Here is a 23,574-nt window from a genome sequence, read left to right on the forward strand (position 1 = left end):
CCGTTGCCGCGGCTTCCACCAGGGAGTCGAAAAATGCGACATCAAGCCATTGCGGTCATCGGCGGTTCCGGTTTTATCGGCAGCCATCTCGTCAACGCCCTCGTCGAAATGGGCAAAGATGTGCGCATCGCCACCCGGCGGCGCTACAACGCGCGTCATCTCACCCTGCTCCCCATCGACGTGATCGAAGCCGATGTGTTCGATCCGGTGCAACTCGCGCGTTTCGTCGAAGGCGCCGATTGCGTCATCAATCTCGTTGCCACGCTGCATGGCAAACGCGGCACACCCTACGGCCCGGAGTTCGCCCGCGCGCATGTCGAGTTGCCGACCAAAATCGTTGCAGCGTGCGAAGGCAAGGGCGTGCATCGGCTGATTCATATCAGCGCGCTCGGCGCTGACCCGAACGGGCCGAGCATGTATTCGCGCTCAAAGGGCGATGGTGAAAAGGCCGTGCACGCGGCGAATCTGGCGTGGACGATTTTCCGGCCTTCCGTGGTGTTCGGTCCTGAGGACCAGTTTCTCAACAAGTTCGCGTTCCTGCAGCGAATGTTCCCGATGATTCCGCTTGCGATGCCGGACGCGAAATTTCAGCCGGTGTACGTCGGCGACGTGGCAAACGCGATCCGTAACGTGCTGGATCTCGACGCGGCCAGCGGCCATACCTACGACCTGGGCGGCCCGACCGTCTATACACTGGAAGACCTCGTCAAGTATTGCGGCGACGTGATCGGCCGGCATGCGCGAATCATTCGCCTGCCGGAGGCGTTGGCGCGCTTGCAGGCGTTGACGTTTGAACTGGCGCCGGGCGAGCCGGTGATTTCACGCGACAATCTCGATTCCATGAAAGTCGACAACGTGTTGAGCGGACCGCTTGCGCCTGAACTCGGCATCGAACCCGCCAGCATCGAAACGATCGCGCCCGTGTATCTGACCGGCGCGTCGACGCGTTCACGCTTCGACACGTTTCGCTCCAGCGCGGGGCGTTGAACCTTTTTATCTCTTTCTTTCCTATCCGGCATGAAGCTGCTTATCGGTGACAAGAACTATTCGTCATGGTCGATGCGTCCGTGGCTGCTGTTCAAACATTTCGGCATTCCCTTCGAGGAAGTGCTGGTCCATTTGCGTGAGCCCGGCACGAAGGCTACGATCCTGTCTCACGCGCCGTCGAGTGCGGGCAAGATGCCGACGCTGGTTGCCGACGACGGCCTCGTCGTGTGGGATTCGCTCGCGATCGCCGAGACGCTGGCCGAGCGCTTCCCGCAGCATGCGCTGTGGCCGCGTCATCCCGTGGCGCGCGGGGTCGCGCGCAGCATCAGCGCCGAGATGCATTCGGGCTTCGGCGCGTTGCGTTCGAACATGTGGATGAATATTCGCGCGTCGTTTCCGGGCAAGAACGCCACACCGGAGGCACTGGCCGACATTGCGCGCATCGACGCGATCTGGCGCGCGTGTCTCGATACGTACGGCGGCCCGTTCCTGTTCGGGGAGTTCGGTATTGCCGACGCGATGTACGCACCGGTGGTGATGCGCTTCAATACGTGGCAGCCGGCGCTGTCCGAGACCGCTGCGGCTTATGCTCGTCGCGTGACTGCGTTGCCCGCGGTGAAGGCGTGGATCGACGACGCGCTGCGCGAAACGCACGCACTTCCGGATCAGGACGTATGCCCATGAACATCTACGCGGTCGGCGGGGCGATTCGCGACGAGCTATTGGGCGTGCCGGTACAGGACCGCGATTACGTAGTGGTCGGCGCGACGCCCGAGCAGATGGTGGCGCAGGGCTATCGTCCGGTGGGCAAGGATTTTCCGGTGTTCCTGCATCCGCAGACGCACGAGGAATACGCGCTTGCGCGCACCGAGCGCAAGACGGCTGCGGGCTATCACGGTTTCCAGTTCTTCTACGCGCCTGACGTCACGCTCGAAGAGGATCTCGCTCGCCGCGACCTGACGATCAACGCCATGGCGCGCGAGATGCGCCCGGACGGCGAACTGACCGGCCCGGTGATCGACCCGTTCAACGGCCAGGGTGATTTGCAGGCGCGGTTGTTCCGTCACGTCAGCAATGCCTTTCTCGAAGACCCCGTGCGGATTTTGCGGATCGCGCGGTTCGCGGCGCGCTTCGTCGATTTCACGGTGGCGCCGGAGACGATGGCGCTGATGCGCAAGATGGTGGCCGACGGTGAGGTGGATGCACTGGTTGCCGAGCGCGTGTGGCAGGAAGTGTCGCGCGGATTGATGGAGAAGAAGCCGTCCCGCATGTTCGAGGTGCTGCGGGAATGCGGCGCCCTGGCGCGGATTCTGCCGGAAGTCGATGCGTTGTTCGGCGTACCACAGCGGGCTGACTATCATCCCGAAGTGGATACGGGCGTGCACGTGATGATGGTGATCGACCATGCCGCCCAGCAGGGCTACGCGTTGCCGGTTCGGTTCGCGGCGCTCACGCATGACCTGGGCAAAGCGACGACACCGGACGACGTATTGCCCCGGCATATTGGGCATGAGGGCCGCAGCGTGGATTTGCTGAAGCCTTTATGCGAGCGGCTGCGGGTGCCGAATGAATGCCGCGATCTGGCGCTGCTGGTCGCGCGTGAGCATGGGAATATTCATCGCGTGATGGAGATGGGGGCTGCCGCGTTGGTGAGGCTGCTCGAGCGCAGCGATGCTATCCGGAAACCGGCGCGCTTTGCCGAAGCCTTGCAGGCGTGCGAGGCGGATGCGCGTGGGCGGCTCGGGTTTGAGATGCGGGAGTATCCGCAGGCTGAGCGGCTACGGATTGCGCTTGTCGCCGCGCGCGGCGTGGATGCCGGCGCAGTGGCCAAGCGGCTTGCAGACGCGCCTGCTGGGATCAAGGACGCCGTGCACCAGGAGCGAGTCCGCGCGGTTGAAGTGGCGATGGGATAGTTTTTGTTTGCCTTTGGGGCGGCAAACCAGCACAAGCGGGTGTAAACCGGCGGCAAACAGGGACGGCAAACAAGGCCGCAAGCCGGCCGCCGATGCCGCCCGCCAAGGGCAATCCCCGCTACAGAATCCTGGCGATAAGCGACAACACCATCGACAGCACAAGTGTCGACATAAACGGAAACGGATACTCGCGCCCGAAGAGGCGCAGCGTGACGTCGCCGGGCATCCGCCCAATCCCGACCTTCCTGAGCCACGGCCAGCAGGCCGACAACACCGCCACCGCAACAAACGTAGTCAACAGCCAGCGGATCATCGCGCATCCCTAAAGCAAAAAATCACAGCGTATGCGACCGGTCGCCGCTGGAAAACGCCTGCAGCGTATCATCCAGCCCGCGCGAGAACGCGATCACCTTGAACAGTTCACCCATCTCCGCCTCGGACAACAACTTCTGCACCGCATTTGCCGCAGGCAAAAACTTCGCCGTATCCGCCGGATCGAGCGCGGATAACGTCTCGGTAATCCCCGCATTCAACAGGAACCGCGCTTGTGACGTGAACCCCAGCAGATCCGCGCCGGCTTCGACACCGGCCTCGGCGATGCCGGTAAATTCCACGTGCGCGGTGATGTCCTGCAAGCCCGGATAGACGAACGGGTCACCATGCGCACGGTGCCGGTAATGGCACATCAACGTGCCCTGCGCACGTTGCTCATGGTAGTACTCGTGGCGCGGAAAACCATAATCGATGAAGAACGCCGCGCCACGCGTGAGCATCGTGCAAATGGTCCGCGTGAATGCACGGGCGGCGTCATGCGTTTCGGTGACGTAGTCGTCGCCGGCGGTGTCGACCTCGGCCAGAAGCTCAGCTAGAAGCGCAATGTCCGCGGCTGCTGCGACCGGACGGTCGTCGAACGCAAAAGCTTCATCGCGCCACACCACGCCGCGCTCGTGCCAGACGCCGCCGGTAAACGCGAAAAGCCGTACGGGCATCGCGTCCAACACCTCGTTGCCGATCACCACGCCTGCGAATTTTTCCGGCAACGCGTCCAGCCAGCGCACCTTCGCGGCCAGCGCCGGTGCGGCGGCTTCGAGGGTTTCGCGTTGGCGTTCGCGCAGCTCACCCGACAAATCCACGATCGAGTAGCTGTCGAATTCGACGCCCAGCTCGTCGAGCGCATTCAGCACGCCGGCGGCGAGTTTGCCCGTCCCGGCGCCGAACTCCATCAGCTCGCGCGTGCCGCTCGCCTGCAAGGCTTCAGCGAGCGGGCGCGCCAGCGTCGCAGCGAATAACGGCGACATTTCCGGCGCCGTGACGAAGTCGCTGCCGTCGTCGCCGCGCAGGCCGAATTTGCGGGCGCCGCCGCTGTAATAGCCGAGTCCCGGTGCATAAAGCGCGCGCTCCATGTAGCGGTCGAACGACAGCCAGCCGCCTGCCGCTTCGAGCTCCGCGCGGATCTGCGCGACCAGCGCTTCGGACTGCGCAAGCGCGCTCGGGCCGGGAGCAGGTAAACTATCGGGTTGGTGAGCTTTCGGATTCATCCCCGCATTGTAAATGACCGCCTCTCTGGATACCGCCGCCGCCCGCGCGCCTGAAACGCCGCGCATCGTGCTGATTACCGGCGCAGCCCGCCGTATCGGGCGTGCGCTCGCGCTCGGCTTTGCCGCGCGAGGCTGGGACGTGGCGGTCCATTACGGGTCGTCGCGGGAGGAGGCTGACGAAGTGGTCGCGGAAATCGTCGCCTTGGGCCGCCGGGCGGTGGCTTTGCACGCGGAATTGGGCGACGAGGCCGACGTCGAGCGCCTCATACCGGCCTGTATGGCCGTGTTGGGCCGACCGGCGTGTATTGTCAACAATGCGTCGCGCTTTGAAGAAGACACGGCCCAGAACGTCGGTTACGACCTTCTGCTGAAGCTGACCGCAATGAATCTCGGCGCACCGCTGGTGTTGGCGCGTATGCTGTTCGAGGCCACGCCGGAGACCGCGCGCACCGACGAAAGCCAGCGCGGCGTGGTGATCAATGTGCTGGACCAGAAGCTGTACAACATGAACCCGGACTATTTGTCCTACACGCTGTCGAAAGCAGCGTTGCAGACAGCCACGGTTGCGCTGGCGCAGGCGTTGGCGCCGAAAGTGCGCGTGGTTGGACTCGCCCCCGGGCTGACGATGCAATCCGCCGATCAAACGCCGGCCGGTTTTGAAGCAGCTCACCGTACTACGCCTTTGGGCCGCGCGTCGCGGCCGGAGGATATTGTCGCCGCCGCGCTGTATCTCGCCGATGCAGCGGGCGTCACCGGAACGACGCTGGTGGTCGACGGCGGGCAGCACCTTGTGCCGCTGCCGCGCGACGTTATGTTTTTGACGGGCGCCTGAACAGCGCGCGTGCTGGTTGCCGGGTCGAACCGGCGGCCGCCCGCGTGTTGAAGCGCCCCTTTGCGTGCTCCGCACGCTTTTTTCGACTGGAACGAACATGTTTGCCGCTCTTTCGCATCCCCGGCTCGCCGATTGCCGCCGGCTCTTTCTGCGCAATTACGAAGTGCACATCAACATCGGCGTGCACGACTTCGAAAAGCGCGGCGAACAGCGCGTCGTGATCAACGTCGAACTGTTCGTGCCGCTCGCGCTGTCCACGCCGGTTCAGGACAAACTGAACGAAGTCGTCGATTACGACTTTATGCGTTCGACCATCGCGCGCCGCGTCGAACAAGGTCATATTCACCTGCAGGAAACGCTCTGCGACGACCTCGTCAAGGTTCTGCTCGCCCATCCGCAGGTGCGCGCTGTGTGCGTGTCGACCGAAAAGCCGGACGTTTATCCTGACTGCGACGCCGTGGGCGTCGAAGTCTTCCGTATCAAAGAGGATTGAGCCATGAATGCTCAGGACATCCTGAACGACACCGTGGTCCCGGAGGCCGCGCAGGCCGTTCACGCTTCCGCGGTCAAAGCGCCGCTCACACGCCGTGAGCAGAAAGAGGCCTACGAGAACAACAAGCTGTTCAAGCGGCTCGCGCGCCAGGTCGGTGAAGCGATCGGCGACTTCAACATGATCGAGGAAGGCGACAAGGTGATGGTGTGCCTGTCGGGCGGCAAGGACAGTTACGCGATGCTCGAAATCCTGATGCGGCTGCGCGAACGCGCGCCGATCAACTTCGACATCGTCGCGGTGAATCTCGACCAGAAACAGCCGGGCTTTCCGGAGCACGTGTTGCCCGAGTACCTGAAGCAACTCGACATTCCGTTTCATATCGAGAACCAGGATACGTACAGCATCGTCAAGCGGCTGGTGCCGGAAGGCAAGACCACCTGCTCGCTGTGCTCGCGGCTGCGTCGCGGCATTCTGTATCGTGTGGCGGGCGAGCTCGGTGCGACCAAGATCGCGCTCGGCCATCATCGAGACGACATTCTGCAAACGCTGCTGCTGAACATGTTTTACGGCGGCAAGCTGAAGGGCATGCCGCCCAAGCTGCAATCGGACGACGGCAAGAATATCGTGATCCGCCCGCTCGCCTACGTGAAGGAAACCGATCTGGAAAAATACGCGGAATTGCGCGAATTCCCGATCATTCCGTGCAATCTGTGCGGCAGCCAGCCGAACTTGAAGCGCGCAGAAATGAAGGCGCTGATCCGCGATTGGGAAAAGCGCTTTCCGGGTCGCATCGAGAATATGTTCAATGCCTTGTCGAACATCGTGCCGTCGCACCTGATGGATCACAAGCTGTTCCCGTTCGCCGGCCTGCGTGCAAGCGGCGAGGCCGATCCGCAAGGCGACATCGCCTTCGACGAAGAGCCGTGTTCGACTGATTCCGGCGACGGCACGCTGCTCGCTGGAGCGAAGCCGATCTCGATCGTTCAGTTCGACGATCTTTGATCGAGCCGCGAAATGCCCGGGAATCAAGGGTTTTCGGGTGATTTGGCGGCGTAGTGAAGCCGCGCGGAGGACGCGTGAACGGCCTTTTCGACATAGGCTGCATGATAGAATCGTCAGCTCTAAACTTGTCTGATTGCCGACGCCATGAACATCGTGATTTTGGCGGCAGGCACCGGTAAGCGCATGCGGTCCGCGCTTCCCAAGGTGCTCCATCCCCTGGCTGGCCGGCCGCTCCTCGCTCATGTCATCGACACTGCTCGTGCGCTCAAGCCCACGCGTCTGGTCGTGGTGGTCGGTCATGGCGCCGAAGCCGTGCGTCAAGCGGTAGCGGCGCCGGATGTCCAGTTTGCCGCGCAGGAGCAGCAACTCGGCACGGGTCACGCGGTGCAGCAGGCGTTGCCGCTGCTCGATCCGGCCGAACCCACGCTGGTGCTGTACGGCGATGTGCCGCTCACGCGCGCCAGCACGCTGCAGGCGCTGACCGATCGGGCGGGCCGAGGCGGCTACGGCGTACTCACCGTCACGCTCGACAACCCTACGGGCTACGGCCGCATCGTGCGCGATCAGCACGGCAAGGTGTCGCGCATCGTCGAACAGAAAGACGCGACGCCCGAGCAACTCAAGATCGCCGAGATCAACACCGGCATCATCGTCGCACCGACCGAACGCCTCGGTGTCTGGCTCGCTGCGTTGAAAAACGACAACGCGCAAGGCGAGTTCTACCTGACCGACGCAGTCGAGATGGCGATCGAAGCCGGGCTCGAAGTCGTCACCACGCAGCCTGACGAGGAGTGGGAAACGCTCGGCGTGAATAGCAAGCAGCAGCTTGCCGAACTCGAGCGGATTCATCAGCACAATGTCGCCGAGGCGCTGCTGGTGGCCGGCGTGACGCTTGCCGATCCGGCTCGCCTCGACGTGCGCGGCACGCTCGAATGCGGCCGCGATGTTTCGATCGACGTGAACTGCGTATTCGAAGGCCGCGTCACCCTGGCCGACAACGTGACCGTCGGGCCGAACTGCGTGATCCGCAATGCCACGATCGGCGCCGGTACACGCGTCGACGCGTTCACGCATATCGAAGGCGCCGAAGTCGGCGCGAACGTCGTGCTCGGCCCTTATGCGCGGCTGCGTCCGGGCGCGTCGTTGCAGGACGAATCGCACGTCGGCAACTTCGTCGAGGTGAAGAATGCGGTGCTCGGTCATGGTTCGAAGGCGAACCATCTCACGTATATCGGCGACGCGGATATCGGGGCGCGCGTGAATATCGGTGCGGGTACCATCACCTGTAACTACGACGGCGCGAACAAATTCCGCACGATTATCGAAGACGACGTGTTCGTCGGTTCGGACACGCAACTCGTTGCGCCCGTGCGCGTGAAGCGCGGCGTGACGATCGCGGCGGGCACCACGGTCTGGAAAGATGTCGAAGCAGACATGCTGGTCCTGAACGATAAGACTCAAACAAGCAAGCCGGGCTATGTACGCCCGACCAAGAAAAAAAGTTGATGGGCGTGACGCGCGCATGAAGCGCGCTTCCTGAAACCCGGCACTGAAAAGGAATTAGCCATGTGTGGCATTGTCGGCGCGGTTGCGCAACGTAACATCGTTCCCGTCCTGATCGAAGGACTGCGTCGCCTCGAGTACCGCGGCTACGATTCATGCGGCGTGGCCGTGCTCGGCGACAGCGGGCCGCGTCGTGCGCGCAGCGTCGCACGCGTGGCTGATCTGGACGACCAGGTGCGGGAGAGCCACCTCGAAGGCGTCACGGGTATCGCGCATACGCGCTGGGCAACACACGGCGCGCCGGTGACCGACAATGCCCACCCGATCTTTTCGAAAGATGCACTCGCGTTGGTACACAACGGCATCATCGAGAACTATGAATCGCTGCGCGAAATGCTGCGGGGCAAGGGTTATGAATTTGTCTCGCAGACTGATACAGAGGTTATCGCTCATCTGATTCACAGCCTGTATCGTGGTGATCTGTTTGCCGCAGTGCGTGAAGCCGTCGGGCAATTGCACGGCGCGTATGCGATCGCGGTGCTGCATAAGGATCAGCCGCATACGGTGGTTGGCGCGCGGCAAGGTTCGCCGCTCGTGGTGGGACTCGGCAACGGTGAAAACTTCCTCGCTTCCGATGCGCTGGCGCTTGCCGGCAGCACCGAACGGTTCATTTTCCTCGAGGAAGGCGACGTCTGCGAATTGTCGCTCGAAGGCGTGCGTATCGCCGATCGTGACGGTTACGACGCGCAGCGCGACGTGCGCCAGGTCGCGGCGTATGGCGGCGCGGTGGAACTCGGCCCGTATCGTCACTTCATGCAGAAGGAAATTTTCGAGCAGCCGCGTGCGATTACGGACACGATCCCGCAAGGCGATTCGTTCGACGCGTCGCTATTCGGCGAGGGTGCCGACAAGGTGTTCGCGGATATCGACAACCTGCTGATTCTCGCGTGCGGCACGAGCTACTACTCGGGACTGACCGCGAAATACTGGCTCGAGTCGGTCGCGAAAATCCCGACTCAGGTGGAAATTGCCAGCGAGTATCGCTATCGCGAGTCGGTGCCGAATCCGAAATCGCTAGTGGTGGTGATCTCGCAGTCGGGCGAAACCGCCGACACGCTGGCGGCGCTCAAGCATGCGCAGTCGCTCGGGCATAAACATACGCTGGCGGTGTGCAATGTAGGCACGAGCGCGATGGTGCGCCAGACCGAATTGTCGTTCCTGACGCATGCGGGTCGCGAGATCGGCGTGGCATCGACCAAGGCGTTCACGACACAACTGGCTGCGCTGTTCGTGCTCGCCGCGACGCTTGGGAAGCTGCGTGGGCAGGTGACCCCGGAGCAGGAAGCCGAGTATCTGAAACAGTTGCGTCACTTGCCGGCCGCGTTGAATAGCGTGTTGGCGCTGGAGCCGCAGATCATCGCGTGGTCGGAAGAATTTTCGCGCAAGGAGCATGCGTTGTTCCTCGGGCGTGGCCTGCATTATCCGATCGCACTCGAAGGCGCGTTGAAGCTCAAGGAGATTTCCTATATCCACGCGGAAGCGTATCCGGCGGGTGAGTTGAAGCACGGGCCGCTGGCGCTCGTGACGGAAGCGATGCCGGTGGTGACGGTGGCGCCGAATGATGCGCTGCTGGAAAAGCTGAAGTCGAATATTCAGGAAGTGCGCGCGCGGGGTGGTGAGCTTTATGTGTTCGCAGACTCGGATACCAAGATCGTCAATGACGAAGGCCTGCATGTGATCCGGATGCCGGAACACTATGGCTTGCTGTCGCCGATTCTGCACGTGGTGCCGCTGCAGTTGCTGGCCTATCACACGGCTTGTGCACGAGGCACGGATGTGGATAAGCCGCGGAACCTCGCGAAGTCGGTGACTGTGGAGTGAGATGGGGAAGGCGCGGGCTATTGCATTGCAATTTAAGAATATCAAAGCCGCAGCAATTCATCTTTCATCCACTCGTGGACGGCCCGGCTGAGTTCCTGTTGTGACAGGTCCTGAGGGGAAAATGCCGGGCCGACCACCACACGAATTTGTCCACGGCCGCTGGGCCAGCCTTTCGCCGGCCAGACTTTGCCCGCGTTGAGAACCACTGGAACAGCAGGTACGCCAGTCGCGCAAGCCAATCGAACGCCTCCCGATGTCATCCGCAATGGGGCATCGTGGGGCACCCGGGTCCCCTCCGGGAAAATGACAACAACATCTCCCTTTGCCAGCCTCTCGGCGCTTTCCTGCGTCACGGCCTGATGAGCCTGTCGAGCGGAGCCACGGTTCAGGCTCACCATATCGAGGCCACGCAGCACCCATCCAAAAAATGGAATGCGAAGAAGCTCTTCCTTGAAAACAAAACTGATGCGCCGTGGAAAGAGTGCGATAAATGTGAGGGTTTCCCAGGTTGATTCATGGCGGCACAATAGTATCGCTGGCCCCTCGGGAATATGCTCAAGCCCTTCTATCGAACATGACACGCCCGGCAGCCAGCGCATCACAACCACGAGGGCACGACACCATTGTTTTGCTAGCCAGTATCGTCCAGCCCTGCCGACGAAAGGAAACAGGAGCAGTATGACCATTGAATACAGCGTGCCGCTACCGAGAAGGTAGACAATGAACAGCCATTTAGTGAAAGTCGAGCGCATCGGGGCCTGATTCAGATTGGTTTGTGGCGGAACATTTCACCGTAGGCAAGTGAGACTATGCCGTGAGCGATGCGTTCGCTCCTCAGCCCGGAGACAGCGAACTTTCGCCGGCCTCCTGGGGACACGACGGGCCGCTGGCCGACAACCCACCCGCGGCGCCAGGATGCAAGAGCGATTCATTGAAGACGCACCCGAATAGTAGCGACGAAACCTGGCGTTCAACCGAACGCCAAACCTCTCCAGCCAAGTACGCAATGAACGAACCTACCGTAATGGACGATCGATTTGATAGACGAGCGCTACTCCTTCATCTCGGAGACATGCTCGACGCTTTGAACTGTTTAGCCAGGACAAGCAGGCCGACCGCGTCGGTGGCGCACCTTGTGCAGGAAGATAATTCATTGCGGCACTTCAAGTTTCTCCGGGCGCTGACGCCAACAATGACGGTGGACGAATTCGCCCGACGTGTGGCCAGCGCATTTGTTCTGTGGCCGAAAGCGCTGCTTGAGGCAGAGCTCAACCAGGACGTGCTGGCATCAAGCGTTCAACGCAACCTCTTTGACGGCAATGCCGAAGGTTGGCAAGTGTATGTCACCCACGTCCAAAAAACAGTAGCGTGGTTCGGGACCGGGCTCCCGGAGATGAGCGCGGACGCGTTGGCCAATACGGCTCGCAATGCCGCAAAGGATGTAGCTCCGATCAAGGAGCCGGTCGTGGCCACGTTGTCAGCGAGGCCGGACGCCTCCGTCGAGAAGAAAGGGTGGCCTTGGCCCGAGCCGAGGTCGACGTCCTGACTTAAGGCGGCTCATGGCAGTCACCGGAGTCGGCAAGTTCGAGTGCGAAACCCGACAAGCTACGCCGGAGCAAATATCACGGCTCCGACGTCAGCGATATGCGTGAAGCTTCGAACAAACCGGTACGTCTGGCCGCCGATCGTTATCTGGTTTCCGCCGGCCTGCGTCAGTTCGAGTATCTCGTCGGCCACGTCCGCTGCGATGGTTCCGTGACCGGTCAACTCGTTGTCCTCGTCTGCCGGGTCGCCGAGGTAGACGGCACAAACGTCTGTACCGCGGCGCATCATGACGACGCATTCCCCCGCATCCAGCGAGAGTTCCAGATATTCGACCAGCGTCAGCAATGACGCTGGCGTTTGTCCCTGCGGGTCGTAAGGCAAACCAGAATCAGCAGTCATATTGCCGTCCTCCGTCAAATGCGTCGGTCCCGAACAGAAATCTCGCCAAAAGCGTGACGATGACTCCAATATAAACCTCGAGCAAAGATATTCAGGTCCGTCAGCGACTGGACATCGGCAAAGGTGACGACGTCTGATGGGAGATCAGGCACCGTCTCACTTCCTCACCAGCTCCACTGCGGCCGCCGAAACAAACTCCGCCCGCACACTGTCACCGACTTTCAAATCACTGAGCGGAATGTCCGCCGCCGCCTTCAACACCTGCTGATGCTTCGGCCCACGCAGCGTCACCATCCGGCTTTTGCGATCGATCTTCAGCACCGTCGCGACAACCTGCACCCTATGCGCCGACGACGCATATCCCGCTGAAGCCGGTATCGTCACCGTCGTCTCGATTCGTTCACGGACACCTTTGGCCGTCACCTTGTCGACTTGAATCAGCAGCGCTTGCTGGTACGCAACGTTCAGCTTGTCGCCGATCCGCAGTTTCCTGACGTCAGCCAACTGGGGATTGACATCGACATCCGCCAGATTGCCGCGCGGACCACGCAGGGTGACGCTGTTGGTGGCCGGGTAGATCGCTACCACGTGAACCTGGGCGTGAACGATGGTGGCTCTTCCGAGTGCTTTCTGACCGGCATCGGCGTCCGGCGTCTGAGCGAGGCCGGATTGGCAGAACACTGCCATCAGCACGGCCACACCCCCTATGACCGTAGCCAATAAGCCCGGTTTGCTTGGACGTGGCATCTGCTGCTCCCGAAGTGAGCCTCTCATCAAATGATGATCCCGAGTCACAAATCCGGGCAACCCCGCCCAAGGGACCAAAGCGTACCCGCCATGCTCCCGTGCTTACAACTCCGGACGCGCCAGGTCGCTGGCCACGATGTGCTCGCCATACACCTGCGCGGCCGCGACGGCCTCCAGCTTGGTCGCGTAAGGTCCGAGTTCCGGCGCGCCGTCGAACGGGAATAGCACGCGGCCGTCCGTGGTTCGAACCACTTTCAACACACCGAAGAAACGCCGGTAGCCGGCCAGTTTCGATGTTGCCGACACGTCGAAATCTTCTTCCGACGTCGCAGGGACGCTGGGAATGAATACGGTCTTGCTCATACCTGAAAACATCTCTTGTTCAATGGGCCGACACCTGCTGGAAAGGCCAGGGCGCGCCCGGTTGTCCCGGAACACATTCACGGGCGGCCCTCATTGTCTCAAATCCCTTTGAGCGCCGCCTCATGCTCAGCCGCCAGCGCAACATCCCGCTCGCTCACCTTCACGAAGCTCGGCCGTGAGCAAACGCGCTGGGTGTACTCAAGCACGGCCGGCGTTTCGGGCACCAACTTGAACATCATCCCCCAATGCAGCGCGATACCCCACAAAATATCCGCAGACGATAACTTTTCCCCAAGCAAATAGGGCGATGCTTGCAACTGGCTCGTTACAGTCCCGAGCATCGAATCGAAATCGCCGTAGGGCGAGGTGGCAAGCGGCGCCGGTTCGCGCTTCATCGCCTTGTCGACCAGCGCCGGTTCGTAACATGCAGCGTAGTACACCAGCCACCGCAGGTACGGCCCGCGCGACGGATCGTCGAGGGCCGGCGCGAGGCCCGCTTCAGGAAACAGGTCGGCCAGATAGATAAAGATGGCAACCTGTTCGGTGATCAGCGCGTCGCCGTGAAGAATCGCCGGCACTTTGCCGAGCGGATTGATCGCGAGATACGGCGCGTGGCGCTGCTCGCCGGCCTTCATGTTCAGCACTTTCAACTGATACGGGGCGCCGAGCTCCTCGAGCAGCGTGAGTGCGCTGACAGAGCGGCATTGCGGTGAGTGGAACAGCGTGATCGTGCGGTCGGTGGTCATGGCGGGAGCCTTCTGGGTGAGCGTCTCGGTGGAAAAGCCAGCGTCCGTCGGGCGCCGGATGTCCCCATCCTAAGCGCCCATACCTGTCAGTTTGTGTCAGGTATGGCTACACTGATCCAGATGAGAGCCAGCCGCCTCCTTTCCATCCTGATGACCCTGCAAGCGCGCGGACGTGTGACCGCACAGTCGCTCGCCGACGAATGCGCGGTGTCCCTGCGCACGATCTATCGCGACATCGACGCCTTGAGCGCGGCGGGCGTTCCCGTCCAGAGCGAACGCGGCGCGGAAGGCGGCTATCGCCTGCTCGACGGATACCGCACGCGTCTGAATGGCCTGTCGCCGCAGGAGGCGGAGGCGTTGTTCCTCGCCGGTTTGCCAGGGCCGGTGCAGGCATTGGGGCTCGGCGCAGTGATGGCCGGTGCGCAAACCAAATTGCTCGCCGCGCTGCCGGTTGAATTGCGTTCGACCGCGGAGCGCATGCGCTCACGTTTTCACCTCGACGCGCCGGCCTGGTTTTCCGACGCGGACCAGCCTGCGAACCTGCCGTTGATCGCCGGCGCGGTGTGGGAACAGCATCCGCTGCAGATTCGCTATCAGAGCTGGAAAGCCGAAAAGTTTCGGCGGATCGAACCGCTCGGCATCGTGCTGAAAAGCGGCGCCTGGTACGTGGTTGGGTGCGTCGGTCAAGATATCCGCATCTATCGCATTTCGCGCATTCTCGAATTGAGCACGCTGGACGAGACTTTCGAGCGGCCGCCAGCCTTCGATCTGGCGGCTTACTGGCAAGACAGCACGCAGCGCCTGTCCGAAGAGATGCATGCGAACGAAGCAACGTTGCGCCTGTCACCGTGGGGCATGCAGATGCTCGACGCTTTCACCTCACCGTTCGCGCGTTCAGCCGCGAAAATCGGCGAGCCGGATCCGGCCGACGGCTGGCGCACGGTCACTCTGCCGGTCGGTTCGGTCAGACAGGCGTGCGCGGAATTGCTGCGCTTCGGCGCGGAGGCCGACGTGCTGGCGCCGCCGGAGTTGCGCGCTCATTTCGCGGAGGTGGCGGCCGCCTTGCATCGCCGTTACGCGCAGTGAGGACGCCGGTTCACCGCCCCGCGTGGTGACGTTTATATGTGACGTTAGATGAGCGACATATTGCAATCATGTGGCGTCATTCACGTCGTCGTCATACATGCTCCCTAAAGTTTGCCCCGCGAATAAAACTCCAATCCCCAAGGGCAAAACATGTCACAACGCAGCTGGTTGCGTGCTTTCTTCATGGCCGTTTGCGCGGCCTTAGTGGGCATTATCGTCGCCGCGTGCGGCTCGTCTTCCTCGTCGCTCAATGCGACCGGACAGCAGCAGATCCGGCACGTCTTCGTCATCACGCTCGAAAACGAAAACTACTCGACCACCTTCGGCGCGAACAGCAAGGCGCCGTATCTGTCGCAGACGCTGGCCTCGCAAGGCGCGATGGTGCAGCAGTACTACGGCACGGGGCACGTGAGTCTCGACAACTACATCTCGATGATCAGCGGCCAGGCGCCGACGCCGGAAACGGACAACGACTGCATCACTTACCAGGACTACAAGCTGACGGGCACGACGTCCGATGGTCAGGCGATCGGCTCGGGCTGCGTATATCCGGCCAGCATCAAGACGCTGCCGGACCAGTTGAAGACCGCTGGCTACACCTGGAAGGGCTATGAAGGCGACATGGGCAACGACCCGACGCGCGAAGCCGCCACGTGCGGCCACCCGACGCTCAATACGACCGACCTGACCCAATCGGCCGAAGCACCGAGCGCGGCCGTGCCGCTGGGCGATCAGTACGCGACGCGTCACAACCCGTTCATGTACTTCCACTCGATCATCGATTCGCCGGATTGCGGCCAGAACGTGGTGAACCTGAACAAGCTCACGACCGATCTGCAATCGATTTCGACCACTGCCAACTTCAACCTGATCACGCCCAGCCTGTGCGACGACGGTCACGACGCACCGTGCGTGAACGGCCAGCCGGGCGGCCTGACGAGCGCGAACACGTTCCTGCAGAAGTGGGTGCCGATTATCACCGCCTCGCCGGCGTTCCAGAAGGACGGTCTGCTGATCATCAACTTCGACGAAAGCAGTTACGCGACGGTGACGCAGTCGGCCTCCGGCGAGGATCTGACATTCGCCGGCGCGACGTGTTGCAGCCAGCAACCGGGTCCGAATCTGCCGGCATTCCCGCAGACCTCGTCGCTGGCATACGGCGGCTTGACGATCAACCTGACCAAGCAGAGCTTCGGCGGCGACCAGACGGGCGCGGTGATGATCTCGAAGTTCATCAAGCCGGGCACGGTGTCGACGGTGCAGTACAACCACTACTCGATGCTCAAGAGCATTGAAGACATCTTCCAGCTGGATCATCTGGGCTACGCGGGGCAGGCCGGTCTGGTCGGGTTCGGCAACGATATTTTCACGAACCTGTAAGCGATCAGATGCCGTTTTTTGCAACGCGATTCACCGGGCGTACTGCCACGCGATTGGCGGCGCTCGCGGTGCTGGCCAGTGCCGTCCTGCTGCCGTTCCCGGCAGCGGCGGCATCTGGACCAACGCCTGCACCGACGCCTGCCGACACAAAGCCCGTCTACAGCGACGCCGCGGCGCTCGGCAAGCTGATGTTCTTCGATGCATCGTTGTCGGCCTCGGGCAAGATGTCGTGCGCGAGCTGTCATAGCCCGTCGCACGCATACGGGCCGCCTAACGGGCTGGCCGCGCAACTGGGTGGGCCCGACATGCGCTCGCAAGGCACGCGCGCCGTGCCGAGCCTGCGCTACGTGCTGAACCGCACGCCGATCTGGAGCCACGCGCAGGCGGCCAGCCTGTCTGAGCGCCTGAGCGAGACGGACAACGCGCCGGTGGGCGGCTTCGGCTGGGACGGGCGCTTCAACCGCCTGCACGATCAGGCAAGTTTCCCGCTGTTCAATCCGAACGAGATGGCGAACAAGGATCCGGCGGCGTTGCTGGCAAAGCTGGAGCGCGCGCCCTACGCGGCGCGCTTCAAGGAAGTGTTCGGGCAGAACGTCTTCGCCGACCCGACCAAGGCGTTCGCGCTAGCGATGAACGCCATCGAACGCTTCGAACTGGAAGATCCGAGCTTTCACCCGTACACCAGCAAGTTCGATTACTACCTCGACGGTAAATTGCAACTAACGGCACAGGAATTGAGAGGCAAAAAACTGTTCGACAATCCGACGGGCGGCAATTGCGTCTCCTGCCACATCGACCAATCGGGTGTCGACGGCTCTCATCCGCTTTTCACCGACTTCAACTTCCAGGCGCTCGGCGTGCCGCGCAATCCGGAGTTGCGTGCGAACGCGGATCCGAAGTACTTCGATATGGGTTTGTGTGGCCCGCTGCGTACCGACCAGTCGAGCGACAAAAACAACTGTGGACTCTTCAAGTCCGTATCGCTGCGTAACACGGCGACGCGGCAGGTGTTCTTCCACAACGGCCGCTTCCATACGTTGAAGGACGCGCTGCGTTTCTATGTTCAGCGCGATACGAATCCGGCAAAGTGGTATCCGAAAGACGCGCACGGCAAGGTCGATAAATTCAACGACCTGCCGGTCGCTTTGCGCGTGAACGTCGACACAACCGACGAACCGCTCACCCGCAAAGCAGGCGAGCGCCCCGTGTGGTCGGAGCGTGATATCGACGACGTCGCCGCTTTCCTCACCACGTTAAACGACGGTTACGTGCTGAATCCGAAGCAGTCGAAATAGCGCACGCCGACGCACCGGCCGGCCATCTTTCCTCAGACGAATTTTGGCCGTTTGGTGCCTCTTTTGGGGGCAGAGCTATAATGCGCGAATCCCCTTTCTATTCCGCCCTCCGTTATGAGCCGGTTACTTTGCCTGATCGTGCTTTCGCTCGGCCTGATGCAAACCGCAACGGCCGACGAAAACAATGACCGCATGTCCGCGTATCTGACGCAGAAATTCGGTCTGGCAAAGGAAAAGGCTCAAAAGATTTCCGACGCGGTGCAGTCCGCCGCTTCGAAATATTCACTGCCACCGGCACTGCTGCTGGCGATCATCTCGATCGAATCCCGCTTCAAGGAAAAGGCCAAGGGCGCCAACGGCGCGACCGGGCTGATGCAGGTGGTGCCGGGCGCCCATCGCGGGCTGCTGAGGAACGTCAAGGACCTCACGGAGCCGACTACCAACATCGAAGTGGGTTCGGCGATTCTGTACGGCTACATGCGCTCGGCCAACGGCGATATGAACGCGGCGCTCAAGAGTTACGGTGGCTCACAGGCATACGCGCAGAAGGTGAGCTTGCGCGTCGAAGATTTTGCCGGCGTCGCCGGGCCGCAAGACGTTTCGTCGCGTCCGGACGCCCAAACCAGCATGTGCGAGGCCGACCGCTGCCCAGCGCCAGGCAACTGGGCCGACGCCTTTACGATACCGGCCGATAACGCCGCTGGCGTGAATGGCGCAACGGCGCTGCCAGGCGCATCGTCTGCCATGCCGCACTGAGCGGCACGCCCAGCTTATTTTTCCTCTTTGTCGTGTTTCCGCGCTGAAGCCGCGGAGTTGACTCGTCACGTCGAATAAGCCGGCGCGGGGCATGCGCTGCGCGGTTTTTACGCACACCTGGCAACCGCTCTACAATGCATTCCCATTCGAGCTCACGCCGCGCCTCTTCCGATCGATCATGTTCACCTTGTCTTCCAAAGCCACTGCTGCCGCGCTTCTCGGCCTGCTGACCCTCGCCGCCTGCAGCAGCGCTCCGCAGCCGAAATTCCAGCAGGAATTGTTCGAAACGGGCGCGAGTCCTTACGCCCGAAATTTCAACTCGAACACGACGGATACCTGTGAAGCTGCGCGGCGCGCGCTGCTGAGTCAGGGCTATCTGACGACCATGACGCGCACCGATACCGTCGACGGAACGAAAAATTTCCAGCCGACCGGCGATACGCACATCGTCGTCGAGTTTCATGTGGTGTGTACGCCGGGGGAAGAGGCGAGCAGCACGAGCATCGTCTACGTCAATGCCGTGCAAAACGGCTTTGCGCTGAAGAAAAGCGATACGTCGGCGAGCGTTGGGTTGAGCGTGCTGGGTTCGCTGTCGCTGCCGATCCGCTCGAACAGCGACGCGATGGTCAAAATTTCAAGTGAGACCATCCCATCCGGCAAGTTCTACGATCGCTTCTTTGGCCTCGTCGATCACTACCTGCAAACGGTGGTACGCACGCAGCCGGTGGTGAACAACCCCATCGAGACGCGCATGCTGCCGGTACCGGTCGAAGTGACCACTCCGGCGCCGCTTCCTGAGATGCCTGATGCGATCGATAAGGCTGCTGCCGTGCAACCCGCAAGTGGAGCCGGCGTCACGCCTTGACGCAGTCACCGATGCGGTGAGGTTTCGGCTGAGCAAGGGGTGATCAGCCTTCGATCTCATCACGCAGCCGTACTTATCCTATGTCTTTTACTTCATACGTATATATATGTAGTAATAGTTAACAAGGGTTAACCCCTTCTGTGGATAACTCTCAAATTCCCCGCCACATCAATGTCATGCGAAATCCATAACCCTGCGGAATAGGTCTGTAGAAAAACTACCAGGCTGGGATAACTTTGACGGGGCGTGTCTGACGCGGCGTCTTATCAAGATTTCGCACACTGGCTGTCCGATGCGCTATCCCGAAGTTATTCATAGGCAATTGTGGATAACTTGCCTATCCCGCCATCTGCCGGCCGGCTGGCGGCCCGGCTTTTTCGTCGATGTCATCCGCTCGCCACCGTACAGACAACGCCTCCCTCAGACGCGCACATTGAAGCTGGAAGGTACAAAGATTGCGTCTCTGTTTTTGCAAGCGCAACTGTTGCTATTTAGTCAAAATCATTTCAGCAACGCCCATCCAGGCATAGAGTTAAAGTGTTTTCTGAAGTTATTGGTGCAGTGCGGGGGTGTGTAATGAAACGCAGAACAGCACGACAGCTAGTCCGTCTTCTCTCGGATATCAGGCATGCCAGCCACTGCACGACGCTGCGGGCGGCGGCCACTAACCGGGCCATATCTCTCGCGTCCTCCGAGCATGACGAGGACGGCGCCGATAGCGACGAAAGCAGCGACGCCGCGCGCGCGGCGAGTCACGACAAGCCGGCACGGAGCGGATCATGAGAGCCGCAAGCGAACAATCGCTGCGTTTTCTGGTCGAGAAATGGCTGGCGCCGGAGCCTTCGGTTCCGGTTCACGTGACCGAATTCAGCCGTACCCGGCTCGGCGGCAGGCGTTATGTGCGGGTGGAGACTTCTCTGGACGGCGGATCGCGCGGCCTTTTCTTCTTTCGACACGACGACGGCTGCTGGTGCGTGTTTCCGCCGACTGCCGATACACCCAAGATCTTCGCGCAGCCACGCGCGGCTTAGCCCAAGCGATCCACGGACACCGGACGGGCTAAGCCCTTACGACGCGTGAGGCAAGCGATCCGGTTTGCCTGCGCGTCGCCAGGCCGGCATTACCTGACACACGATCAAACCCGCCAGCATCAGCGCGCATCCGAATAGCGCGCGCGCCGACAGCGTTTCGCCCAGCACGAGCCACCCGGCGAACGCGGCGAATACGCCTTCCATACTGAAGATCACTGCGGCATGCGAGGGCGCCGCGTACTTTTGCGCCACCACCTGAATCGTATAGGCGACGCCCACGGACAGCGCACCGCCATACAGAATCGTCGGCGCGGCGCGTTCGATCACCGCGAGACTGACAGGCTCGATCACGAGACCGACGGCCAGACACACGAGCCCGCAAGTCACGAACTGCACGAGCGCCAACATGAGTGTGTCGTGCCGCAGCGCGAAGCGGCCCACCAGCATCATCTGCACGGAAATCACCAGGGCGCCGGCAAGTTGATACCAGTCGCCGTACAGGATCGAGAAGTGCTCGTTGACGCTCAGAAAATACATGCCGAGCGTAGCCAGCGTCGCACCAAGCCATGTGCCGAATCCCGTCCGATGACGAAACAGCACCCCCAGTAGCGGCACGAGCACCACATACAGCGAACTGATGAAGCCGGCATTGGCGATTTTCGTGTATTGCAGGCCGATCTGCTGCAACGAAATCGACGCGGACAATACGACGCCAAGCAGCACACCGGCGCCGAGCAGTTCGCGTGCGCCGCCGGGTTCGCGCCTCGACAATTCGGCCAGTGCGGAGGGCCGCACGCAAACGATCATGGTCAGCACGACTAGTGCGCCGAGCAGGAAGCGCAATCCGGTAAACAGAAATGGTCCGATCGCATCGAGGCTCAAGCGTTGTGCGACGAATGCGGAGCCCCAGATCATGGCAGCGATCAGCATCAGCAGATTGGCGCGTAGGTGTTGGCGTGTATCAGGTTTCAAAGGCGGATTTTCGAGTTCGGTTGTTCTAACAAAGCGTTCACGGCTTAAGCATGATGCACGGCGTCTTGCTGCACGGACCCCTTCACGGGCACCGGCAACGGCAACGTGGGCAAGGTGATCACAAAACGCGCGCCACCCGAGGCCGCTTCTTCGAGCCGCACGTCGCCGCCATGAACCAGCGCGACGCGCCGCACGATCGCGAGACCAAGGCCGAAGCCGCCGGTATGCCGGTCACGGCTGCAATCGAGCCGGTGAAATGGTTCGAACACGCGGTCGCGGTCGGCGAGGGGAATACCGGGGCCGTCGTCCTCGACGATCAGCACCAGTGCACCTGCCGGGCCGGCCGCTGCGCTCAATGAAATCGCCTGCTGCGCGTAACGGGTACTGTTGCGAAGCAGATTCAGCAGGGCGCGCGCGACCAGTTTGGGATCGCAGACATGATACGCGTGCGTGCGGGCTGTCGGCATAGGGGCGGCCAGCGTTCCACCTTCCGGCATTCTCGTAGCTGGCATCCCGGCCGCGGCCCGACGAGCAGCAGGTACACCGACAGCGGCATCGGCAGGCGGCACGCCAGCCGTGCTGACCGACAGCATCAGCGAGCGGTCGGCAACATCGTTGGACATGCTCGCGGCGACGCTGTCGAGCAACTCATCCACCGACACCTGCATCAACACCAGGTGCCCTTCGCCTTGTTCCAGCCGGCTCAACGTCAGCAGTTCGGTGACGAGTTCATCGAGTTCGCGCACATCTTTGCGCAGCGCGAGTTGCCGTTCACGCCGCCGGTCGGGCGACTCCGGCGACTCCAACAGCGCAAGTCCGAACTCGAGCCGCGCAAGCGGCGTTTTCAACTCGTGCGAGATGCCATGCATCATCTCGCGCTGATGCAGGATCGACGCTTCGATTTGCCGCGCCATTTCGTTGAATTGTTGCGATAACTCGAAGATGTTCGACTTCTTCGACAACTGCGCGCGAGTCGACAGCCTACCGGAGCCGAATGCACGCGCCGCGGCTTCCAGCTTGCGCAGATCGCGCCAGTGATAATGCACCCACACGATTACTGAAATCAGCGTGGCCAGCGCGAGCACCGCATAGGCAAGCGCCTGAATGTCGAGGTTCGCAGGTTCGCTACGGCGGGCGTGGACGACAGTGCCGTCCGAGAGAGGCAGGTAGTAACTCGTGGCATCGTCGTTCAGCACCAGCTTGCCCTCGAGCAGCTCGTGCCATTGGCGCTCACCCACGCGGGGTTTGACGTCGTCGATCGTCATTAACGCGAAGCCGTTGCGGCCATGCTGTTGCAGTTGCGCGAGCGCCTCGGCGCGTTGCGGGCCCGCATGTCTTTGCAGGTAGTCGTCGAGTACGAACGAGTAGGCGCTGTCGGCGAGGCGCTCGGCTTCCGTTCCGCGCTCATAAAACAGGAACGTGAACGATTGATTGATGAATACGATGGCAAGGCCACCGCCGATGACAACGATCAGATAAAGCCGGATCAGCGAGCGGAGCATTTATTCCTCCCACGCCGACGGGCTGAACAGATAGCCGCGGCCCCAGATCGTCTTGATTTTGTGCGGCTCGGGCGAGGCGTCTTCAAAGCGCCGGCGCAGCCGTGAGATTCCGGCGTCGACGGTACGGTCGAGACCGTCGAATTCGATGCCGCGCAGTTGCTTGAGAATATCGTCGCGGCTCAGCACGGTGCCGGCGGCGCGCGCGAGGATCAGCAGCAGGTTGTATTCGGCGGTCTTCAGATCGACCGGCTGGCCACGCCAACTCACGGCGCGGTCGGGCGGCGAGATCACCAGCTCACCGAAGGCCAGCGTGTCGTCCTGGGGGGACGGCCCCCCGCTTTCGGCCGGCTGCGCGCGCCGCAGCAAGGCACGCGCACGCGCGACCAGTACGCGCGGCTCGATCGGCTTGACGACGTAGTCGTCGGCACCGGTTTCCAGACCGGCGATCTGATCGAACACGTCGACGCGCGCCGTCAGGATCAGCACCGGTACGCGCGAGAAACTGCGAATGCGTCGGCAGACTTCCATGCCGTCCATATTCGGCAGCATCAGGTCGAGAATTACCAGCGCCGGTTTGTGCACGCGCACGGCAGCCACGGCTGTGTCGCCACGTCGCACGATCGTCACGCTGAATTCGTAGCTGTTCAGATATTCCCCGATCAACTGCGCGAGGCGATCGTCGTCCTCGATCAGCAGCACGCTGGTCTTGAGGGGGGCTTCATTCATATCGGTCTCCGC

At 61.7% G+C, this 23,574-nt stretch carries 25 protein-coding genes; 15 read left to right on the forward strand and 10 right to left on the reverse strand.

Annotated features, from left to right (window positions below):
- Nucleotides 1-33: 33 nt before the first annotated feature.
- The 3 genes from PQQ95_RS02100 to PQQ95_RS02110 are packed head-to-tail and all read left to right on the forward strand — an operon-like array spanning nucleotide 34 to nucleotide 2,900.
- Nucleotides 34-987, forward strand: a complete 954-nt coding sequence (locus tag PQQ95_RS02100) for a complex I NDUFA9 subunit family protein (protein ID WP_408434355.1) — start codon at nucleotides 34-36, stop codon at nucleotides 985-987.
- A 30-nt stretch (nucleotides 988-1,017) separates the two neighbouring features.
- The gene (locus tag PQQ95_RS02105) at nucleotides 1,018-1,671 is read left to right on the forward strand and encodes a glutathione S-transferase family protein (RefSeq protein ID WP_408434358.1); all 654 of its coding nucleotides are present in this window, start codon (nucleotides 1,018-1,020) and stop codon (nucleotides 1,669-1,671) included.
- Nucleotides 1,668-2,900, forward strand: a complete 1,233-nt coding sequence (locus PQQ95_RS02110) for a multifunctional CCA addition/repair protein (RefSeq protein ID WP_408434361.1) — start codon at nucleotides 1,668-1,670, stop codon at nucleotides 2,898-2,900. Before PQQ95_RS02105 ends, PQQ95_RS02110 begins: the two co-directional genes overlap by 4 nt.
- A gap of 118 nt (nucleotides 2,901-3,018) precedes the next feature.
- Here PQQ95_RS02110 and PQQ95_RS02115 read toward each other — a convergent pair whose 3' ends face one another.
- A complete protein-coding gene (locus PQQ95_RS02115; protein WP_408434364.1) occupies nucleotides 3,019-3,213 on the reverse strand; it encodes a DUF2905 domain-containing protein in 195 nt (64 codons plus the stop codon).
- Nucleotides 3,214-3,235: 22 nt separating this feature from the next.
- On the reverse strand, nucleotides 3,236-4,438 hold the full coding sequence (locus PQQ95_RS02120; RefSeq protein WP_408434367.1) for a class I SAM-dependent methyltransferase: 1,203 nt from the start codon (nucleotides 4,436-4,438) through the stop codon (nucleotides 3,236-3,238).
- A 13-nt stretch (nucleotides 4,439-4,451) separates the two neighbouring features.
- Here PQQ95_RS02120 and PQQ95_RS02125 point away from each other — a divergent pair, with 13 nt between their 5' ends.
- The 5 genes from PQQ95_RS02125 (at nucleotide 4,452) to glmS (ending at nucleotide 10,149) form a co-directional block, all read left to right on the forward strand.
- The gene (locus tag PQQ95_RS02125; protein ID WP_408434369.1) at nucleotides 4,452-5,270 is read left to right on the forward strand and encodes an SDR family oxidoreductase; all 819 of its coding nucleotides are present in this window, start codon (nucleotides 4,452-4,454) and stop codon (nucleotides 5,268-5,270) included.
- 97 nt (nucleotides 5,271-5,367) lie between these two features.
- Nucleotides 5,368-5,763 (forward strand): dihydroneopterin aldolase, encoded by a 396-nt coding sequence (locus tag PQQ95_RS02130; RefSeq protein WP_408434371.1) that lies wholly within the window; start codon nucleotides 5,368-5,370, stop codon nucleotides 5,761-5,763.
- A gap of 3 nt (nucleotides 5,764-5,766) precedes the next feature.
- A complete protein-coding gene (ttcA, locus tag PQQ95_RS02135) occupies nucleotides 5,767-6,765 on the forward strand; it encodes a tRNA 2-thiocytidine(32) synthetase TtcA (protein ID WP_408434374.1) in 999 nt (332 codons plus the stop codon).
- Nucleotides 6,766-6,909: 144 nt separating this feature from the next.
- A complete protein-coding gene (glmU, locus tag PQQ95_RS02140) occupies nucleotides 6,910-8,271 on the forward strand; it encodes a bifunctional UDP-N-acetylglucosamine diphosphorylase/glucosamine-1-phosphate N-acetyltransferase GlmU (protein WP_408434377.1) in 1,362 nt (453 codons plus the stop codon).
- 60 nt (nucleotides 8,272-8,331) lie between these two features.
- Nucleotides 8,332-10,149, forward strand: coding sequence for a glutamine--fructose-6-phosphate transaminase (isomerizing) (gene glmS / locus PQQ95_RS02145; protein WP_408434380.1), 1,818 nt, complete (start codon nucleotides 8,332-8,334; stop codon nucleotides 10,147-10,149).
- Between the two features lie 41 nt (nucleotides 10,150-10,190).
- Here glmS and PQQ95_RS02150 read toward each other — a convergent pair whose 3' ends face one another.
- Nucleotides 10,191-10,901 (reverse strand): lysophospholipid acyltransferase family protein, encoded by a 711-nt coding sequence (locus PQQ95_RS02150; RefSeq protein ID WP_408434383.1) that lies wholly within the window; start codon nucleotides 10,899-10,901, stop codon nucleotides 10,191-10,193.
- Nucleotides 10,902-11,221: 320 nt separating this feature from the next.
- Here PQQ95_RS02150 and PQQ95_RS02155 point away from each other — a divergent pair, with 320 nt between their 5' ends.
- Nucleotides 11,222-11,695 (forward strand): hypothetical protein, encoded by a 474-nt coding sequence (locus PQQ95_RS02155; RefSeq protein WP_408434386.1) that lies wholly within the window; start codon nucleotides 11,222-11,224, stop codon nucleotides 11,693-11,695.
- Nucleotides 11,696-11,754: 59 nt separating this feature from the next.
- On the opposite strand, the gene PQQ95_RS02160 is transcribed toward PQQ95_RS02155, so the two are convergent.
- The 4 genes from PQQ95_RS02160 to PQQ95_RS02175 form a co-directional block, all read right to left on the reverse strand.
- The gene (locus PQQ95_RS02160; protein ID WP_408434388.1) at nucleotides 11,755-12,093 is read right to left on the reverse strand and encodes a hypothetical protein; all 339 of its coding nucleotides are present in this window, start codon (nucleotides 12,091-12,093) and stop codon (nucleotides 11,755-11,757) included.
- A gap of 156 nt (nucleotides 12,094-12,249) precedes the next feature.
- Nucleotides 12,250-12,840: a hypothetical protein gene (locus tag PQQ95_RS02165; protein WP_408434391.1), complete on the reverse strand. Its 591-nt coding sequence runs from the start codon at nucleotides 12,838-12,840 to the stop codon at nucleotides 12,250-12,252.
- A gap of 102 nt (nucleotides 12,841-12,942) precedes the next feature.
- Nucleotides 12,943-13,203 (reverse strand): DUF6723 family protein, encoded by a 261-nt coding sequence (locus tag PQQ95_RS02170; RefSeq protein ID WP_408434393.1) that lies wholly within the window; start codon nucleotides 13,201-13,203, stop codon nucleotides 12,943-12,945.
- Nucleotides 13,204-13,301: 98 nt separating this feature from the next.
- Nucleotides 13,302-13,949, reverse strand: coding sequence for a glutathione S-transferase family protein (locus tag PQQ95_RS02175; protein WP_408434396.1), 648 nt, complete (start codon nucleotides 13,947-13,949; stop codon nucleotides 13,302-13,304).
- A 102-nt stretch (nucleotides 13,950-14,051) separates the two neighbouring features.
- Between PQQ95_RS02175 and PQQ95_RS02180 the strand changes: the two genes are divergently transcribed.
- The 6 genes from PQQ95_RS02180 to PQQ95_RS02205 all read left to right on the forward strand — a co-directional run bounded on the left by PQQ95_RS02180 (nucleotide 14,052) and on the right by PQQ95_RS02205 (nucleotide 20,362).
- Nucleotides 14,052-15,035, forward strand: a complete 984-nt coding sequence (locus PQQ95_RS02180) for a helix-turn-helix transcriptional regulator (RefSeq protein ID WP_408434399.1) — start codon at nucleotides 14,052-14,054, stop codon at nucleotides 15,033-15,035.
- Nucleotides 15,036-15,185: 150 nt separating this feature from the next.
- On the forward strand, nucleotides 15,186-16,415 hold the full coding sequence (locus tag PQQ95_RS02185) for an alkaline phosphatase family protein (protein WP_408434402.1): 1,230 nt from the start codon (nucleotides 15,186-15,188) through the stop codon (nucleotides 16,413-16,415).
- 8 nt (nucleotides 16,416-16,423) lie between these two features.
- Nucleotides 16,424-17,710, forward strand: coding sequence for a cytochrome-c peroxidase (locus PQQ95_RS02190; protein ID WP_408434405.1), 1,287 nt, complete (start codon nucleotides 16,424-16,426; stop codon nucleotides 17,708-17,710).
- Nucleotides 17,711-17,824: 114 nt separating this feature from the next.
- Nucleotides 17,825-18,466 carry a lytic transglycosylase domain-containing protein gene (locus PQQ95_RS02195; RefSeq protein WP_408434408.1) on the forward strand — a complete coding sequence of 214 codons (642 nt, stop codon included), beginning with the start codon at nucleotides 17,825-17,827 and terminating at the stop codon, nucleotides 18,464-18,466.
- A 178-nt stretch (nucleotides 18,467-18,644) separates the two neighbouring features.
- Entirely contained in the window at nucleotides 18,645-19,331 is a 687-nt protein-coding gene (locus PQQ95_RS02200) for a DUF2242 domain-containing protein (RefSeq protein WP_408434411.1), read from the forward strand.
- A gap of 779 nt (nucleotides 19,332-20,110) precedes the next feature.
- Complete coding sequence (locus PQQ95_RS02205) at nucleotides 20,111-20,362, forward strand: hypothetical protein (RefSeq protein WP_408434414.1); 252 nt, start codon at nucleotides 20,111-20,113, stop codon at nucleotides 20,360-20,362.
- Nucleotides 20,363-20,398: 36 nt separating this feature from the next.
- On the opposite strand, the gene PQQ95_RS02210 is transcribed toward PQQ95_RS02205, so the two are convergent.
- From PQQ95_RS02210 to PQQ95_RS02220, 3 genes are read right to left on the reverse strand one after another with little or no spacing between them, the layout of a single operon-like run.
- The gene (locus PQQ95_RS02210; protein ID WP_408434417.1) at nucleotides 20,399-21,334 is read right to left on the reverse strand and encodes a DMT family transporter; all 936 of its coding nucleotides are present in this window, start codon (nucleotides 21,332-21,334) and stop codon (nucleotides 20,399-20,401) included.
- Nucleotides 21,335-21,378: 44 nt separating this feature from the next.
- The gene (locus PQQ95_RS02215; protein WP_408434420.1) at nucleotides 21,379-22,836 is read right to left on the reverse strand and encodes an ATP-binding protein; all 1,458 of its coding nucleotides are present in this window, start codon (nucleotides 22,834-22,836) and stop codon (nucleotides 21,379-21,381) included.
- Entirely contained in the window at nucleotides 22,837-23,562 is a 726-nt protein-coding gene (locus PQQ95_RS02220; protein ID WP_408434423.1) for a response regulator, read from the reverse strand.
- Nucleotides 23,563-23,574: the final 12 nt, after the last annotated feature.

Source organism: Paraburkholderia caffeinilytica, assembly GCF_046030355.1.
Lineage (GTDB): Bacteria > Pseudomonadota > Gammaproteobacteria > Burkholderiales > Burkholderiaceae > Paraburkholderia > Paraburkholderia caffeinilytica_B.